This is a genomic window from Roseibium sp. SCP14, from assembly GCF_040329475.1.
Taxonomy (GTDB): domain Bacteria; phylum Pseudomonadota; class Alphaproteobacteria; order Rhizobiales; family Stappiaceae; genus Roseibium.
Window position 1 is genome coordinate 177,511 of the sequence record NZ_JBDZYH010000004.1, and the last position, 16,507, is coordinate 194,017.

13 protein-coding genes are annotated in these 16,507 nt (G+C 57.5%); 5 read left to right on the forward strand and 8 right to left on the reverse strand.

The window, feature by feature from the left end; genetic code table 11:
• Positions 1–565: 565 nt before the first annotated feature.
• Positions 566–2,179 carry a peptidoglycan-binding protein gene (locus ABLQ08_RS17810; protein ID WP_352944724.1) on the forward strand — a complete coding sequence of 538 codons (1,614 nt, stop codon included), beginning with the start codon at positions 566–568 and terminating at the stop codon, positions 2,177–2,179.
• A 38-nt stretch (positions 2,180–2,217) separates the two neighbouring features.
• Here ABLQ08_RS17810 and ABLQ08_RS17815 read toward each other — a convergent pair whose 3' ends face one another.
• The 5 genes from ABLQ08_RS17815 to ABLQ08_RS17835 form a co-directional block, all read right to left on the reverse strand.
• On the reverse strand, positions 2,218–3,906 hold the full coding sequence (locus tag ABLQ08_RS17815) for an aspartate:alanine exchanger family transporter (protein WP_352944725.1): 1,689 nt from the start codon (positions 3,904–3,906) through the stop codon (positions 2,218–2,220).
• Between the two features lie 269 nt (positions 3,907–4,175).
• Complete coding sequence (gene feoB, locus ABLQ08_RS17820) at positions 4,176–6,551, reverse strand: ferrous iron transport protein B (RefSeq protein ID WP_352944727.1); 2,376 nt, start codon at positions 6,549–6,551, stop codon at positions 4,176–4,178.
• A complete protein-coding gene (locus ABLQ08_RS17825) occupies positions 6,551–6,874 on the reverse strand; it encodes a ferrous iron transport protein A (protein ID WP_352944728.1) in 324 nt (107 codons plus the stop codon). The genes feoB and ABLQ08_RS17825 overlap by 1 nt, the downstream gene beginning before the upstream one ends.
• Positions 6,875–7,001: 127 nt before the next feature.
• On the reverse strand, positions 7,002–7,583 hold the full coding sequence (locus tag ABLQ08_RS17830; protein WP_352944729.1) for a UbiX family flavin prenyltransferase: 582 nt from the start codon (positions 7,581–7,583) through the stop codon (positions 7,002–7,004).
• A complete protein-coding gene (locus tag ABLQ08_RS17835) occupies positions 7,580–9,091 on the reverse strand; it encodes a UbiD family decarboxylase (RefSeq protein WP_352944731.1) in 1,512 nt (503 codons plus the stop codon). The genes ABLQ08_RS17830 and ABLQ08_RS17835 overlap by 4 nt, the downstream gene beginning before the upstream one ends.
• A 160-nt stretch (positions 9,092–9,251) precedes the next feature.
• Here ABLQ08_RS17835 and ubiT point away from each other — a divergent pair, with 160 nt between their 5' ends.
• Genes ubiT through ABLQ08_RS17855 form a run of 4 tightly spaced genes read left to right on the forward strand, consistent with a single transcriptional unit; the run spans position 9,252 to position 12,093 of the window.
• The gene (gene ubiT, locus ABLQ08_RS17840; RefSeq protein WP_352944733.1) at positions 9,252–9,809 is read left to right on the forward strand and encodes a ubiquinone anaerobic biosynthesis accessory factor UbiT; all 558 of its coding nucleotides are present in this window, start codon (positions 9,252–9,254) and stop codon (positions 9,807–9,809) included.
• A 23-nt stretch (positions 9,810–9,832) separates the two neighbouring features.
• The gene (ubiU, locus tag ABLQ08_RS17845) at positions 9,833–10,819 is read left to right on the forward strand and encodes a ubiquinone anaerobic biosynthesis protein UbiU (RefSeq protein ID WP_352944735.1); all 987 of its coding nucleotides are present in this window, start codon (positions 9,833–9,835) and stop codon (positions 10,817–10,819) included.
• Between the two features lie 3 nt (positions 10,820–10,822).
• Positions 10,823–11,734, forward strand: a complete 912-nt coding sequence (ubiV, locus tag ABLQ08_RS17850) for a ubiquinone anaerobic biosynthesis protein UbiV (RefSeq protein ID WP_352944737.1) — start codon at positions 10,823–10,825, stop codon at positions 11,732–11,734.
• On the forward strand, positions 11,707–12,093 hold the full coding sequence (locus ABLQ08_RS17855) for a hypothetical protein (protein WP_352944739.1): 387 nt from the start codon (positions 11,707–11,709) through the stop codon (positions 12,091–12,093). Before ubiV ends, ABLQ08_RS17855 begins: the two co-directional genes overlap by 28 nt.
• An 82-nt stretch (positions 12,094–12,175) precedes the next feature.
• Here ABLQ08_RS17855 and ABLQ08_RS17860 read toward each other — a convergent pair whose 3' ends face one another.
• The 3 genes from ABLQ08_RS17860 to ABLQ08_RS17870 form a co-directional block, all read right to left on the reverse strand.
• On the reverse strand, positions 12,176–13,234 hold the full coding sequence (locus ABLQ08_RS17860) for an MBL fold metallo-hydrolase (protein ID WP_352944741.1): 1,059 nt from the start codon (positions 13,232–13,234) through the stop codon (positions 12,176–12,178).
• Between the two features lie 389 nt (positions 13,235–13,623).
• Positions 13,624–15,141: a malonate--CoA ligase gene (locus tag ABLQ08_RS17865; protein ID WP_352944743.1), complete on the reverse strand. Its 1,518-nt coding sequence runs from the start codon at positions 15,139–15,141 to the stop codon at positions 13,624–13,626.
• Positions 15,122–16,399 (reverse strand): malonyl-CoA decarboxylase, encoded by a 1,278-nt coding sequence (locus ABLQ08_RS17870; protein ID WP_352944745.1) that lies wholly within the window; start codon positions 16,397–16,399, stop codon positions 15,122–15,124. The genes ABLQ08_RS17865 and ABLQ08_RS17870 overlap by 20 nt, the downstream gene beginning before the upstream one ends.
• Positions 16,400–16,507 lie beyond the last annotated feature (108 nt).

Below are 16,507 nucleotides of genomic sequence, written 5' to 3' on the forward strand. Positions count from 1 at the left end.
CCAATCTGGTCTTTTGCCGGATGTGGCTCCTCTCTCAGAAATCCCAAGAGTGCATCGACAAGGCACCCAAAGATCTCGGAACAATAAGTGAAGACCGCTTAACTGGCAGAACGGAACTCTACGCAACCGAACGTAGGTTCGAATTGCCGCAGGGTCCAGATTTTTTCAGGTACGGGCGGCAGCTCAGCGCGAGTGGCTAAGTGAGCTGATCATGAGCACACGTCACCCTCTCAACATTGGAAACACCTCTTCAGCTACAGGACCTGATTGGTGAGTGTCATGATGTTGACGCATGAAAACGCAGCAGGATTATTCGCTCCGGCCGGTTAGCCTGAAAACTTCTGTGCTTGGCACTTGCCTGATTTCCCCGCTAGCATCCGATCGCACCAACCGCGCGTATAGTGTGCATGAGTCAATCCGAAGTTTTCAGAAGCGAGGATCTGGTATGAATGCAGGGGACGGGACAAATGCGGCGATAGGGCTGCACCAGCGAACTGATCATGCAGAAGGCTCGGAATTTCGTACGTTTCTAAAGAGCAACATCAAAACAGGGTGCAGCCGGTCCATGTACGCTCTTTTGGCTTTCGGTTTTCTCACCGTCGGCTCTTTGCTTCAGTCCGCAGAAGGGAATGCATATTCTTCGTTGGAAGAGGTTCGTCGTATACTCAACGATCCGGAACGGCTCCCTTTGATCGTTGAAAAGCGCCGAAACGCGATATCGGAGTACTACGGATCGGACGAAGCCGAACTCCTGTGGCTGGATCAGGCGCGCGGCGAGGAGCTCACGCAGCTGATGGAAGCAGCCGGGCAGGAAGGTTTGCGACCGGAAGACTATCCGCATGAAGTGCTTGTTGAGGCATCCAGCTCCCGGTCAGGTCAGCTAACGCCGTCTGAAACCGCATGGGTCGAGCTCCTTTATACCGGGCATTTTCTGGACTTCGCCAATGATCTGCGAGCGGGCAGGGTGTCTCCGCGTGTGCTCTATCCCGATGCTTATATGCCCTATAACTCGATCGACGGGCATGATGCCCTGCAGCGTCTTGCGGCATCCGATGACCTTGATGGTTTCGTTGAAAGCTGGCAGCCGCAAGACGATACCTATAGGCGGCTCAAGGGGCACTTGCAGCATCTGCAGAGCATCAGGGAAAACGGAGGCTTTACCTACCTGGAGCCTGGCGAGAACCTGATCGCAGGACAATCGGATCCCCGGATTCCGGCGCTGCGGCAACGTCTTCATGAAGGCGGGCTACTGGCCGAGGCCACGCCAAACGAAATCTTCGACAAGCGCCTCGCCTTCGCGGTCGCACAGGCACAGCATCGGTATGGATTGCCCCCGTCCGCAGAAGTCGATGCGGCCCTGATCAAGGCTTTGAACATTCCGGTCGACAGACGGATTGAGCAGGTTGCCAATGCGATGGAGCGTATTCGCTGGATTCCCAACGAATATGCCCGGCTGCAGCTATTCATCAACAAGGGCGAAAACCGGTTTGTCTTTCTGGAAGATGGGCGGGTAATCCGAGAAGGGGCTGCCTACGCCAATTGTCCTGACCGGAATTATGCAACGACGGCAACAACCATCGAAGCGGTTACTTTTCATCCAACCTGGCGGGTCTCCTGGGAGTTCTTCGGCAAGGAGTTGCTGCCTCGCCTTCAGAAAGACCCCAGGGAAGTCGAGGAGGCAGGGTACTATCTCAGGCGCAGCGGCGCCGAAGTGCCGCTGGACGCCTTGCCTTGGAACCAGGCGACCCTCAGGGATTTGCAAAAAGCTCCCAATCGGGAGCAATACGCGCTCTTTCTCCCGTCTTCCGATGAGAATCCGCTTGGCGATTATGCCTATCGCCTGAGGCAGGAGCAGCGCCTGTCACTATTCGATCTGGCCGAAGCGCCGGAAGGAAATACCTATTGCAATCCGTATCTTCCGAAGACGGCTTTCGGCATCGTCGATGGGTTGGATATTCTGGAGCACATCATTGAGCCGAGGGTCTTTCCCGAAGAAGGATTGTCCAACCGGATCTCGCGTCGTGACACGATCACGTTTCCGGCCCGGGGCGGATTGATGGCTGTTGTTTCGCACCAGTCGGTCTGGGTCCAGCGGCAAGGTATTATCCGCTTTGGCAACGACCCCTACCTGGAAGATGCGAGACTGACAGCCGCCTTGTCGGGGCGGCCGAAGCCCTGAGGACGGCGAGGGGGCGGACATTGCGGCGTGCATCTTGACTACATGATCATGATCAGCGTCCCGGCCAACGTCAGCAGGACGTTGGCCAGGGCATAGGTGCCCGCATAACCGAGCGCCGGGACGGTGCTTTTGGCCGCCTGCTGGACAATGCCGAGCGCCGGGGTACTGGTCATGGCGCCGGTCAACGCACCAAGCAACAGGGCCGGGTTCATTTTCAACGCAAGACGGCCGAATACGTAACCGGCCAGCAGCGGCAGGCAGGTGACGACAATTCCGCACAGGAACAGGACCGGTCCGACAGAGCCGACCGCTTCGACGATGCCGCCACCGGCGTTGAGCCCGACGCCGACCATGAACAAAAGCAGGCCGAGCTCCATCAGGATAAAACGGGCAGCAGCAGGCATTCGGCCGAAGGTCGGGCGATTGGCACGCAGGAAGCCGACGCAGATACCGGAAATCAGCAATCCACCGGCCGTCCCCATGCCGACATCGACATTGCCGATCTTGACGGTGATCTGGCCTATGACCAGGCCGAAGACGATGCCGGCGGCAAAGGTCAGAAGATCGGTTTCAACCGCCTTGCGGTCTTCGGCTCCCACCGCTGCCACCATGCGATCCAGCGCGTTTCTTTCACCGGCGACCACCATGACGTCACCACGCTGTACCACCGTGCCGGGGCTCAGCGGCATCGCGATCTGGGAGCGGGTCATCTCCGTCAGGTAACAGCCGAATTTGGTGTAGAGGCCGACTTCGCTGAGAGACTTGCCAACCACTTCCGGATTGGTCACCACGACCTCGGCTACATCAACCACCGCATCCGTCAGATCCCTGTCCAGGACTTCCCCGCTCAGGCCGTAAAGTTCTCTTGCCTTTGCGTGCTCTTCCGGCGTTGCAAAGACGGCGATCTTGTCGCCCAGCTCAATGATTGTTTCGAATTGGGGCGTGATGATCTCGTTGCCGCGTTTGATGCGGTAGATCGATTTCAGACTGACATCGGGGCCTGCCGTTGCATTCAAGACTTCTGCAATGGTCTTGCCTTGATGGGCTTCGTTATTGACCAGATAGGCACGCAGGATCGGCCGGGCCACGTGTCTTTCATTGGCCTTGGTGCTGAAACCACGCTCTCTCGCGAAGGTTTCAGCGGCTGCCACCAGGTCGATCCGAAGCAGGTTCGGCAGCATTTTCACAACCAGCAGCAGGCCCACGGTACCGAAAATATAGGTGATGGCATAGGCGACACTGATGCTTTCGATCAGGCTGTCTGCAGACGAACCCAGAGGCGGTGTGACGAGGCCGGATGAGACGGCATTTTGAGCACCGACGAGCGTCGGCGTGCTGGTCAGACTGCCGGCCATCAGCCCGGCAGCAAATGTGTTGGGCAGTTCGACCAGTCCGGCCAGTGCCAGAACCAGCAGGAAAGAACCGGCCGCCATGAAAACAGTCAGGACAAGGTATCGCGGCCCATCCTGGCGAAGAACGTTCAGGATCTGCGGTCCGGCCTGCCAGCCGACCGAGTAGATGAACAGTGTGAAGCCGATCGATTGGACGATCGGGTCAATCTTGTAGCCGTAATGCCCGAACAGAAGTGCGCATAGAAGAACGCCGCCGGTTACGCCGATCTCAAAACGTGCGATCCTGATATTGCCGAGCAAGTACCCGATCGCAATTATCGTGAAAATCACCAGAACGGAGTCCTGGTGGAAAATCTGCGCAAAATCGATTGTCATCGCAGCTGAAAACTCATTGGTAGTATTATCAGTGGCCGGGTGATCGCATTCGGACCTGCTCCGGCTCAAGCGCACTGGATGGGCTGTGAATGCGCCGATTTGGTGGCCAAATACTATTCTTTTTCAAATAGAAAAGGAGATTGGCTCGAGCGTTTGATCGTCAATCGAGAATTGTTCAACGAGCACGAAGCGATTGATGCCCTTTCGCTGGTTGCTCGAGCATTGTCGCCCGGGACAGCGTGTGGAATGTCCTCGCCAAGCAGGTGCCGTTAGACCGGTGTCGCTGTGGGGGAATGTATGATCGGAGACCTGCCCAACTTTCTGGCGCCGATGAAAGCGATTGCGATCAGTCCGCACATTCCGGCAATCCAGTATAGCGAAGAGAGCGGATGGGTTGCGAAAGTTCCGGCCTGATAGGCAATCACCGAGCCTGAATAGGCGATCAGGGAGGTCCAGGCAGCGGCAAAGACTGCCCAGTTTGCTCCAATCTCCCTCGCAATCGCTGAAAGAGCGGCAACGCAAGGGATATACAGGAGCACAGCCAGCATGTAGGCGAACGCTGCGGCTTGCCCGCCGAAGTGCTTCGACATCTTGGCAAAGACCGAGGAGGGGACATCCTGTTCTTCGGCGGCAGCTTCGAAGCTGGAAATATCTCCGACATCCAGACCGAGTGGGTCAAGGAGCGCATCAGCCAGACTGAGGAACGAGCCAGCAAGTGCGGAAAGTGCGTCCGCTGCCGTATGAAGCGGTTGGGGAGCTTCCTGCGAACCTTCACTGTCGGAGGCATAAAGGGCCTGGAGGGTCCCAACCACAGTTTCCTTGGCAAATATTCCGGTGACGAGCCCAACCGCAGCCGGCCAATTGTCTTCGCGCACACCCATTGGCGCGAGCACAGGCGTGACGTGCCGGGCGGTCATCGCCAGAACGGATGTTCCGCTGTCTTCATTGCCGATTGAGCCATCCGGACCAATCGAATTGAGAAAAGACAGCGCTGCAACAACGATGACAATGACCTTGCCTGCTTCTGAAATGAACTGACGGACTCGGACCCAGCACAAACGCAGCAGTCTGCCGGTCTGCGGCATCTGGTAGATTGGCAGCTCGATTGCCAGCGGTCGCGGCTTGTTGAGGGTCAATCGCGGCGCAAGCATCCAACCGGTAAAGAGCGCCGCTGCGATGCCGATGAGATAAAGGGCAAAAACCACATTCTGGCCGCCAACGGGAAAGAAGGCGGCAGCAAAAAGGGCATAGACGGGCAGGCGGGCTCCACAAGACATGAAGGGAGCCATCATTGCAGTCAGCACCCGTTCGGCACGTGTGTCCAGCGCCCGGGTTGCGAGGACTGCGGGAATGGTGCAGCCAAATCCGAGGACCAAGGGCAAAAACGCACGCCCTGACAGTCCCAGGCGACGCATAAGACGGTCTGCGACGACTGCGGCACGGGTCATATACCCGCTTTCCTCGAGAAATATCTGGCAAAGGAACAGAAAGCCGACGACCGGAACAAAGGTCCCGACGGTCTGGATACCGGTACCGATCGAAGTGATGATGACATCCACGAAGCTTTCTGACAGTCCTGCATGATAAAGACCCAGTGCAGGCAGTTCGACGAATGCGGCTTGTCCCAAGCCGTCAAAGAGATCGATAAAGACGCCTGCGACATTGATGGTCAGGAAAAACAGGAGATACATCACGCCCAGAAAGATGGGCGGGCCGAAGAGCGGCGAAAGAACCAGGTGGTCTACCCGGTCTGAAACAAACCGGCGTCCGACCGGTGGAGGCATATCGATCAACCTGACAAGTCGGGCAGCGTTCCGGATAGGTGCTTCGGAAAGAAACTGGTCGAGCGCTTGACCGTCGACCTTTGCAGCATCTGAAATAATCTTGTCCCTGACACCCAGCAACTCGGGGCTTGCGCGTCTTTCTGTCAGCCAGTCACGTTCAAGCAGACGTCTTGCAGCAGCACACCTGTTGGCGTTTGGAAACGCTTGGTGTTCTGCAAGGGCTTCGCTCATTCTTGCAAGCGCGTCTGAGACCGCAGCAGGAAAATCACTCGATGATGGTTCTTTTGAAGCTTTTGCTGACTGCAACAAGGTTGCGAGCTCGCGATGAAGCCGATCCATCCCGGTCGATGTCCGGCCGGATACCGGTACAACGGGAATGTCCAGCTCCCCGGAAAGCGTGGCTGCGGCTGCCTCTACCGCTCCGGAGGGCCAACAGTCAGCCTTGGTCAGAGCTGCAATGAACGGCAGGCCGCTGTCTTTGGCTTGCAGGAGCATCGACAATCCGCGATGAGGTGCGGAGAGGTCAACGGTGACTATGAGCGCATCGTGAGGATGGTTGATCAGGGCGTCGCGGGCAACGCGCTCGTCGATCCGCTCGGCCCGGGGCGCCGACAGGCTGGAGATTCCGGGAAGGTCGACAACCTCGACAGTCAGTCCCTTGAAACTTGCAACGCCGCTTTTCCGGTCCACGGTAACTCCCGGCCAATTGCCGATTGTCTGCCGTGCTCCGGTGAGCATGTTGAAAAGAGTGGATTTGCCGGAGTTCGCCGGGCCGAGAAGAAAGACGCGGTATTCGGCCGGGGCACAGGGCAGCAAATCCCGTCTGACGCAGCCGGGAGCTGCACAGCTTGAACAGCCCATCAGGTGTTATCCCGTTCGTTGTTGCATCCACATCCGCAACCGCACTGAAGAAGCTTTACTCCTCTCGCCAAGTCTTCACCGATTGCGGCGCGGATTTCCCCACAGGCCACTATCCGGGGACGCGTTCCACTGCTGCGCAAGACATCGATTACCGCATCCGGCGCAAGCCCGGCAGTCAACACTTCAAGCCGCGCTGTACGGGTCTTGCCGAGAGAGGTTACGTGATAACGGCTGCCGGCCTTCGCCGTGGCAAGATTGACGGGCTCAGCAGCCTGATCGGTCGTTTGTGCGGAGGCCGAAGATTGAAAGAGACTGTCGAACACGGTGGCGTACCTTCTTTCGTGGAAGGCTTACCATCGGGCGCGCTTGTCAAATTTGACTATTGTCAAAAGGTCAGCACCGATACCCCATGATCCGAGGCGATATTTCGGTTGCGGGTGCGATCCAAATCTAGAGCTCTGCTCCCTGCCATCGACGAAGAACGTCTCCGGGATCGATGCCAGCCGACGACAATGCCCGGGCGGCGATCTGATGCGTCATGTCTTCCAGGCTCTCGAGCCCGGAATAAAATGGGGGAACGGGCGGCGAGACGATTGCGCCCATGCGGGTAACCTTGAGCATCGCCTCCAGATGGCCTTCATGCAATGGTGCCTCGCGGGCGAGCAGCACAAGGGGGCGGCGTTCTTTCAGGGTGACATCCGCCGCGCGTACCAGCAGACCTTCTCCTGTTCCATAGGCAATGGCGGCAAGACTGCGCATGGAACAAGGGGCAACCAGCATCGCATCCACCTTGAACGATCCGCTGGCAATCGGGGCGGCAATATCAGACGGTGGCAGGTCACGGGTGGCGAGCGCTCTGATTTCGTCTCTGGCCTTTGGCCCGAGTTCGTGTCGGATGGTCTGCTCCGCTCCAGCCGTAACCGTGACATAACTCTCGACTTCAAGCTTTGTCAGTATGCGGAGGGTTTCAACCGCAAGCGCTGCCCCCGATGCCCCCGATATGCCGACAATCACGCGTCTGACAGACGTCATTGGGTCGTGGCCTCCAGTGGATTGTTGCTGGTCAGGAGAGCAAACAGTTTCTCCGCACGCGCTTCGACGTCGGACGGCATCGTCAGTTTTTCGGCAAAGACACGCGAGGTTTCGGTGCCGAACTTGACGGTCGCGTCAATGCCCAGTTTGCCGCCGAGACCTTCGAGCGGACTGGCAAAGTCCAATTGGTCGACCGGAGTTCGCTCGAGGACCAGCAGGTCCCGTTCGGGATCGGATCGCGTGGCGATAGCCCACATCACGTCGTCCCAGTTGCGGATGTCGATATCCCTGTCGACCACGATGACATATTTGGTCATGGAGAATTGCGGCAAAAGGGACCAGAATCCCATCATCGCCCGACGGGCCTGACCCGGATAGGACTTGTCGATCTGCAGAACCGCAAAGCGGTAAGAGCAAGTTGCCGGCGGCAAATACACATCTACAATTTCGGGAATCGCCTGACGCAGGATCGGGCGGAAAATGTCGGTCATCGCCTCGCCGATCACCGATGGTTCGTCAGGGGCACGGCCGGTGAACGTAGAGAGATAGACGGGATCCCTGCGCATGCTCATGGCGCTCAGGCGGAAGACCGGATAGGGAGCGGCGTCATTGTAGTAGCCGGTATGATCGCCGAACGGACCTTCAAGGGCCGTTTCACCAGGCTGAATTACACCCTCCAGCACGATCTCCGAACTTGTCGGCACATGCATTGCAATAGTCCGGCAGGGTGACAACCGCGACGAAGCTTCATTGAAAATACCGGCCAAGGCGAGCTCACTCATGCCGCCAGGCGCCGGAATGACGGCGGACAGAAGTGTCGCCGGATCACAGCCGATCACGACTGCCACCGGCATGGCTTCGCCACTCTGCTGCCATTGACGATAGTGCTGAGCACCGCCGCGAAACGGGAGCCATCGGATGATTGCTTTGTCCGGTCCCAAAACCTGAATGCGGTAAATGCCCAGATTGTATGTTCTCGGATCGTCCGCGCCAGGCGCCCTGGTGATGACAATGCCCCAGGTGATGAGCGGTCCGGCATCTTCTGGCCAGCAGGTCTGGATGGGTAGTTGCGAAAGATCGGGATCTACGCTTTCCAGACACTTGTTCGATCCGACTTTCTTCGGCCGTGTGTTCAGCCCTGCCTTCGCAACGGGAAAGAGTTTGTAGGCTTCGCGCAGCGATGCAGGCGGTTGAGGAGAACGAAGGAAAGCCAGAAAATCACCGAGCTCTGGTAAACTCTCCGGATTGAGCCCAAGACCGTTGGCGACCCTTTTGCGAGTCCCGAACAGATTGACCAGAAGCGATGCCGCAAAACGGGAACTCTTGTTGGATCTGGGTGCGGTCAATTGAAGCGCCGGGCCGCCTTGTGAGATCACTTTCCGATGCAATGCAGTCGCTTCCAGATGAACGTCCACGGGGGCATTCAGCCGCTGGTGTTCGTTTTCGACTGTCAGGAAAGCCAGAAATTCTCGCAAGTTTCGGAAAGGAGGAAGGTCACGGCCGCTCATGGCACTTTCGGGGCACTTTCAGATCAGGCAGGGCTGGCAAGGGCTAATTTGCCTTTGTAATGCGCCGATATCGGTGAAAGTTTCGAGACACACCTTGATAATTGTCAAGTCTCGCAAGGAGACACCTGAATTACGGTCTGGCTCCGAAAGTGAGATTCATATGCCCAGACCTACTTCTGCCCTTAGTCTCCCGCCTGTTGTTTCGACGTTGATTGCGCCTCTGCCGCGAACTCCGATGGAGATGCTGCTTTCGAAATTGACCAAGCAACTGGTCGCGCGACGTCCGGAACTGCTGCGGCGCCTGGGTGAAGTGGTCAAAGTTCCGATTGCTATCGTGCCCGATGACATGCCGCATGCATTTCTGCTCTCGCTGGATGACACCAGATCGAGCGTCACGATCTGCGACAAGAACAAGATTTCAGAGGCCGAGGCTGTGGTGCGGGCGCCTTTTCTCGTTCTGTTGGGACTGCTTGACGGAACTTATGACGGCGACGCTCTGTTTTTCACGAGGGACTTGAGGATCGAGGGCAAGACGGAATATGTGCTGGCTCTTCGAAACACGCTTGAAGATGCCGAGCTGAGCCCGGGCGAGTTCTTCGGGCTGACCGGTCAGTCCGCAGATTGGGTGAACAAGGTCAGCGGCCAGATACTCGACAAGGCAAGATGGCTGGCGGCGCGGTCTGCCGGAGCTTCCGGTTCTCTGGAGCCTAAACACTGATGTCAGTTGAGGAAAGAAATCGGATGGAACTCGTTTGTCCGGCGGGAACTCCGGCAGCTTTGCGGGCCGCTGCCGACGCAGGGGCGGACGCCATCTATTGTGGATTTGCCAATGAAACCAATGCACGCAACTTTCCCGGTCTGAATTTTTCTCCGGAGGAGTTGATGGAAGGGGTGGCCTATGCGCATCAGCGCGGGGCCAAGGTTCTGGTCGCGATCAACACATTTGCCAGGGCGGGCAGTGTCGATATCTGGCAAAAGGCGGTCGACGACGCTGCGGCGAGCGGGGCCGATGCCGTGATTGCTGCCGATATCGCCGTATTGGAACATGCAGCGACCCGGCACCCGGATGTGCGGCTTCACCTGTCGGTTCAGGCTGCGGCCAACTCTCCCGAGGCCATTCGTTTTTACGCGGAAACATTCGGTGTAAAGCGGGTTGTGTTGCCGCGGGTGTTTTCCGTTCCGGAGATCGCCGCGCTGAACAAGGAAATCGACGTCGAAACCGAAGTGTTTGTCTTCGGCGGACTTTGCGTGATGACCGAAGGACGGTGTTCGCTTTCCTCCTATGCGACGGGAAAATCTCCCAATCTGACGGGGGTCTGTTCACCGCCCGATCACGTGGATTACAAGGAAGACAAGACGGGGCGTCTTCAGGCCAGGCTCGGTGGCTTCACGATCGACAGTTTCGAGGCAGGTCAGCCGGCCGGGTATCCGACCCTTTGCAAGGGGCAGTTTTCAGCGCTGGGCAAGAGCGGATACCTGTTTGAGGATCCTGTCAGTCTCAATGCCTTCGAATTGCTCGAAGAGCTGTCGAAAGCGGGTGTGACGGCGCTCAAGATCGAAGGGCGGCAGCGGGGCAAGGCCTATATCGCAGGCGTCGTCAGTGCGTTCCGTCAGGCCGTTGACGGACTAAGCAGCGGCATGGATGCCAGCGCTGCAATCGCAACACTCAAATCTTTCTCCGAAGGCGGTCAGCAAACGGCCGGTTCCTACAAGAAGACCTGGCGGTAAAGAATGGCGAATTCGTCTCAAATCGAACTTGCACTTGGCCCGTGCCTGTTCAACTGGTCCGCGGAACAATTGCTCGATTTCTACAAGCGGATTGCCGATGAAGCGGAGATCGAGCGGGTTTACCTGGGCGAGGTCGTGTGCGGCAAACGCATGCCCTTTACCGACAAGGTGTGGCCGGAGGCAATCGAGTTTCTGACAGATGCTGGCAAGGATGTCATTCTGTCGACGCTCGCGCAGCCGGTCAACAAGCGGGAGCGGGATATCCTGAGCCAGCAGGCCGCGTATGACATGGCGATCGAAATCAACGACATGTCCATGGTTCCGGCGCGGGGCGGGCAGGACTTCGCTGTGGGCCCCTTTCTGAATGTCTATAACGAATCCAGCCTGGCGTTTCTTGCCGGACGTGGCGCGGTTACCTGGTGTCCGCCGGTTGAGCTGCCGCTGTCGGCGATCAGCAAGATGTCCGCCCTGGTGCCGGATGTCGAGGTTGAGCTGTTTGCGTTCGGGCGGTTACCGCTGGCGCTGTCATCGCGTTGCTATCACGCAAGGGCACATGGCCTGCGAAAGGACTCCTGCCAGTTTATTTGCGATCAGGACCCTGACGGCATGGATGTGGCGACACTGGATGGCCAACGCTTTCTGGCCGCAAACGGCATTCAGACCATGTCCGACGCCTGCCACTTTTCCGGATTGACCAGCGGGCATCTGAGTGCGCTCGGGATCAAACGGTTGCGCCTGTCACCTCACACGCTGGACATGGTTGATGTGAGCCGGGTGTTCCGTCGGTATCTCGATAACGAGATCGGTCTGGAGGAATTCGAAGCGCGGCTGGGCGAAATGAATTTGCCCGGACCGCTCTGCAACGCTTACTTGTCGGGTGAAGCGGGATGGAAGAAAACAGCGATACCGGCCTAGAAGCTGAAGGTGGTCTGTTAAGCCGGGCGGACCGGGATCTTATCGAACAGATCCACCGTGAACTTGCGAGACTGGACATGCCTTGCGACTGCAAGGAAGAACTGGACCGGACGATCGTCGCCATAGAAGCGTGGCAGATGCTCAAGCGGCGCAAGGAGCTGATCAAGATTGTCCAGGAGGACTATCAGCATCTTGTTTCCGGTGTAACCTTCCTGACCGACCTGGAGAACATCGGACAACGGAAACTTTCTGATCAGGATATGCGCGATCATGCGGAAAGCTTGAAGTTTCTGGCTGATCTGGCAGACCGCTGCGCGAGACGGTTGAACGAGCTGGCGACCATCACCGTATCTGACTGACGATTTCAGAGCCCATCATGACGAAGGCTGGCTCCGCCAAGGCGAAAGCCAGCCTGTCTGCTCATGCGTGTGTCAGGCCTTGTTAGTTTTCCTGGGTAAGCGTTACCGACGCCAGATCCGACCCGACGGTGATTTCCCCTTCAAAACCGCTGTCGATGACTGATGAGCGATAGTCGTCCTCGGTCAATGCACCGTTCGGCAGTTTGTATGGGCCCTGGCGCGGTGCGCCTACGGGAGGAATGAGGTGCGTCAACATCAGGTGGCTGACACCGGCCCGCTTCGCCAAACCGCCAAGATCGGTCGCGTTGCTTTGCCGGTAGTAGATCGGCGGCGGGAAGCCCGTTCCACCGTCAGGCCCCATCACCGGATGGATGGTGGAATGAACGACAATATCCGCGCCCTTTGCCAACTTCTCCACTTGATCGGAGGTTGAGGTCTCACGCGGCGGTTTACGCGTGTCATTGCCGGCATCGCCGCCGATGACCACGCTGCCGGCGGGTGTATCCACGCGATAGGAGGCGTGACCGGCAATGTGGGTTGAACGGATCGCGCTGACCTTGACGTCTCCCTTCGACCAGACTTCCTGGGCCTCATCCGTCGGCTTGAAGTCCTTCACTTCGATCAGATCTGCGGGGCCACCGGGAAGGCGTTTCTTGTTCTCCGCCAGACGCTGCGAGATTTCACCCGATTGAATCAGCGGATCTCCGATGTGTTTGGCAAAACGATCGCAACTTAAGGAAAACCCGAGAGGCGACTTTGTTTCTTCACTGCAGACCAGATCTACCTTTGGTCCGCCGGAGTTGAAATGCCAGCGCAGCTGCATCATGTCGCCGAGGCCTTCGGTGTGATCGGAGTGAAGATGCGTCAGGAAAATAGCGTCCAGCCGCCCCACGGGAACACCTGCCTGACTGAGGCGCTGTGTTGTGCCACGCCCGGTATCGAACTGCAGCCGGACATCATTGCATTTGCTTTCAACCGTTCCGTACTGCACGAGCGTACCGGCACCCGCCTGTCCCTGAAAGACAGGTGGCCCGCCCTGGGTGCCGGTCAATGTGACTTTCAGACAGTTTTCCGCCATAGCGCTACCGCCTGCGAACACGCCTGCTCCGAAAAGAATTGCAGAAACCAGATTTCGCGACATTTTCTCCCTCCATCGATTTATGTTTTTTTCTTTTAATAATATCGATTTTTATACATTGCGCAATAATACATCGATTGGAAGTCAGGCGAAAAGGCTGGCTGAATGACGCAAGGTTGTGAAAGACCTGACCGGCGTTGAAGTTGAGTTCGATGAATGGCAGCTATCAGTTTGAGAACGAGCAGGGGTGTGGCAGGACAGTCAAATTGTCTTGTCGAACCGACGGCTCGCGTCGATGAATGACGGGCGTGCACAATTGTGCCGCTCATCATTCAGGTCGGTCGCCCTGGATGTCTGTTGATCAGAGTACATTTGATCACGAAGCGTGTTGCGGCGGGACAGATCGGTTGGCGCTGGTCAACCTGCATCCAGTCCAGGCCGTCTCAACGCCTTCAAGCCGAGGCAAACATATCCTTGTAAGCCTCTCTCAGAACGTTCTTCTGCACCTTGCCCATGGTGTTGCGCGGCAGTTCATTGACCAGCACCAGTCTGCGCGGCTGCTTGAAGCGGGCGAGGGACTGGCCGACGGATTTTTCAATGCCTGCCAGGTCGATGGCATCCTTCCTGTCGGCGACAAGGATACCGAGAACCGTTTCACCGAAATCCGGATGCGGCACTCCAACAACCGCGCTTTCCAGGACACCGGGCTGCTCGTCGAGCAGCAGTTCAATTTCCTTCGGGTAAATGTTGTATCCGCCGGAGATGATCAGATCCTTGTTGCGGCCAACGATCTGCACATAGCCGTCTTCATCGATCCGGCCAAGGTCGCCGGTGATGAAAAATCCATTGTCACGCAGTTCCGCGGCGGTTTTTTCCGGCATCTGCCAATATCCTTTGAAGACGTTTGGGCCACGGACTTCAATCTGCCCGATTTCGCCTTGCTCAAGTTCCTTGCCGGTTTCCGGGTCGGTGATTATCAGATCGACGCCCGGCAACGGGACCCCGACTGTTCCGGCCTTGCGCGCGCCGTCATAGGGATTGGACGTGTTCATGTTGGTTTCGGTCATGCCATAGCGCTCGAGGATGCGATGACCGGTACGTGCTTCGAACTCCCTGTGCGTTTCCGCCAGAAGCGGAGCACTGCCTGATACGAACAGGCGCATATGCCGAGCGCGCGCTCCTGTGAACCTGTCATCACCGAGCAGGCGGGTGTAGAACGTGGGAACACCCATCATGGACGTCGCCTGAGGCAGATGCTTCAGGACCAGGTTCAGATCAAACTTGGGCAGGAAGATCATCGAGCTTCCGGCCATGAGCGTCACGTTGGTCGCAACGAAGAGGCCGTGGGTGTGAAAGATCGGCAAGGCATGCAGCAGGCAGTCGCTTTCGCTGAAGCGCCACTCTTCGACCAATGCCCTTGCATTGGACACAAGGTTTTCCTGCGTCAGCATGGCGCCTTTTGAACGCCCGGTTGTTCCGGACGTGTAGAGGAAGGCCGCAAGGTCGCCGCCGACCCTGGAAACAGTGTCGAAGGAAGTTGCCTTGTCCTCTGACTGAGCCCCAAAGCTGCCGGTCCCGTCAGCATTCATTGTCTCCAGCCTTGCTCCCAGAACACTGCAGATCGGTCTCAGGCCTTCCAGCATCCGATCGTCGCAGATGACCAGTGCCGCGCCGCTGTTTTCAACGAAGTAGCTCAATTCCTCGACGGTGTAGGCGGTGTTGAGTGGAAGAAAAACGATGCCTGCCTGGGCGCACGCAGCATAAAGCGCCAGTGCCTCGGGAGACTTTTCCACTTGGACGGCAACCCGGTCGCCGGTCGTTAGACCGAAGGATATCAGGGCATGAGCAAACTGGGTGGCTTGCTCCAAAAACGCCTGATAAGTGATTTCCTTTCCGTCCGGCAGATACAGAAAAGGTCTTGAACTGCCCGCGTGCCGTCCGAAAAGAGTGTCATAAAGCAGGTTGCTCATTCACCTGTCTCCCGAGGTCTTGTTTTTGTGCAGCAGCATCCAGGGACCGGATCTCCGAAGAGGCTGCTATTTCCATTGTTGTGGCGAACCGCTCGTGGTTCTGCGAGACCTTGTTGAGGTCGTAGAGATAATTGACCATCGCGCCGGCAGACTGGGCTTGCCCCTTGTCGGAAAGATCCGCCTCGGCGTGGACAGCGTGGATCTGGGCACCGTTACCAAGGTGGAACCGGGCGACCGGATCAAGCGGTTGCCCGTCCTTGCGTTTGGCGGACATGAGATAATGGGCCGCAAGCGTCCTGATCTGTTTGGCATCGGTGTCTTCGTATGGAATATTTTCCGAGTTCAGCCATTTTGTCAGACCCGGGATGGGCGAGAGTGTCACAAAGGTCTTCAATCCGGGAAGTTCGGTCGACAGGTCTGCCGCGACCTGCTTGATGAGCGAGTTGCCGAATGAAATCCCCGCAAGTCCGGACTGGCAGTTGGAGATCGAATAAAAGACAGCCGTTTTGGCTTTCTCTGCCGTGATCGGTTCGCGGTCTTCGGCCAGAAGGTCCTGAACGGATCCCGGAATGCCGGCGGTCAGCGCAACTTCCACGAAGATCAAGGGTTCGTCGGGCATCGCCGGATGGAAAAATGCGAAACAGCGGCGGTCGTCGGGAACGAGCCTGCGGCGAAGATCGTCCCAATTGGCGATTTCATGCACCGCTTCATAGGCGATGATCTTTTCAAGAATGTGTGCAGGGCTTTCCCAGTTGATCGGACGCAGGACAAGAAAACCCCTGTTGAACCAGGAAACGAAGAGGTGACGGAAATCCTGGTCCAGCGCCTGCAGTTCGTGGTCGGAACCGCCCAGTCGCAGCAGGTCGGATCGCATGCGGACCAGCGTTTGTGTTGCCCCGGGTATCTGGTTCAGACGCCGGATCAGCTCCTGCCGGTCCGGCTCGACGGCTGCCATGAAAGCGCGGTAAGTTTGCTTGCTTGGGTCGGTCTCATAGGCGTCCAGCGTCGCGCGTACAGTTTCCGGGTCGATGTTCATGTCACCGGCAAGGTGGTGGAAAAAGGCAAGCTTGCCGTCGTCGTCCATGTCCTGGAAACGCTTCAGAATGTGCTTGGCGATGGATCTTCCGGAGATTTCACCGGTGGCGCTGACAAGCGCGGTGATCAGTTCCTCCATGGACCGGGAATCGTGCCGGTCCGGCGCCAGAGTGAGGTAGCGGCGCTCAAAGATGGTCGAAAGCAAATCGCCTAGAATCGTCATGTGTGTCTCCAGGGCGTCAGATAGGATCAGACAGTCGTCCCCGTGAAGATATTAAGTCGCGCCTTTCCCCCCAATTCCCCAAAAGAGTGAATGAGGGCAGGGCGCGCT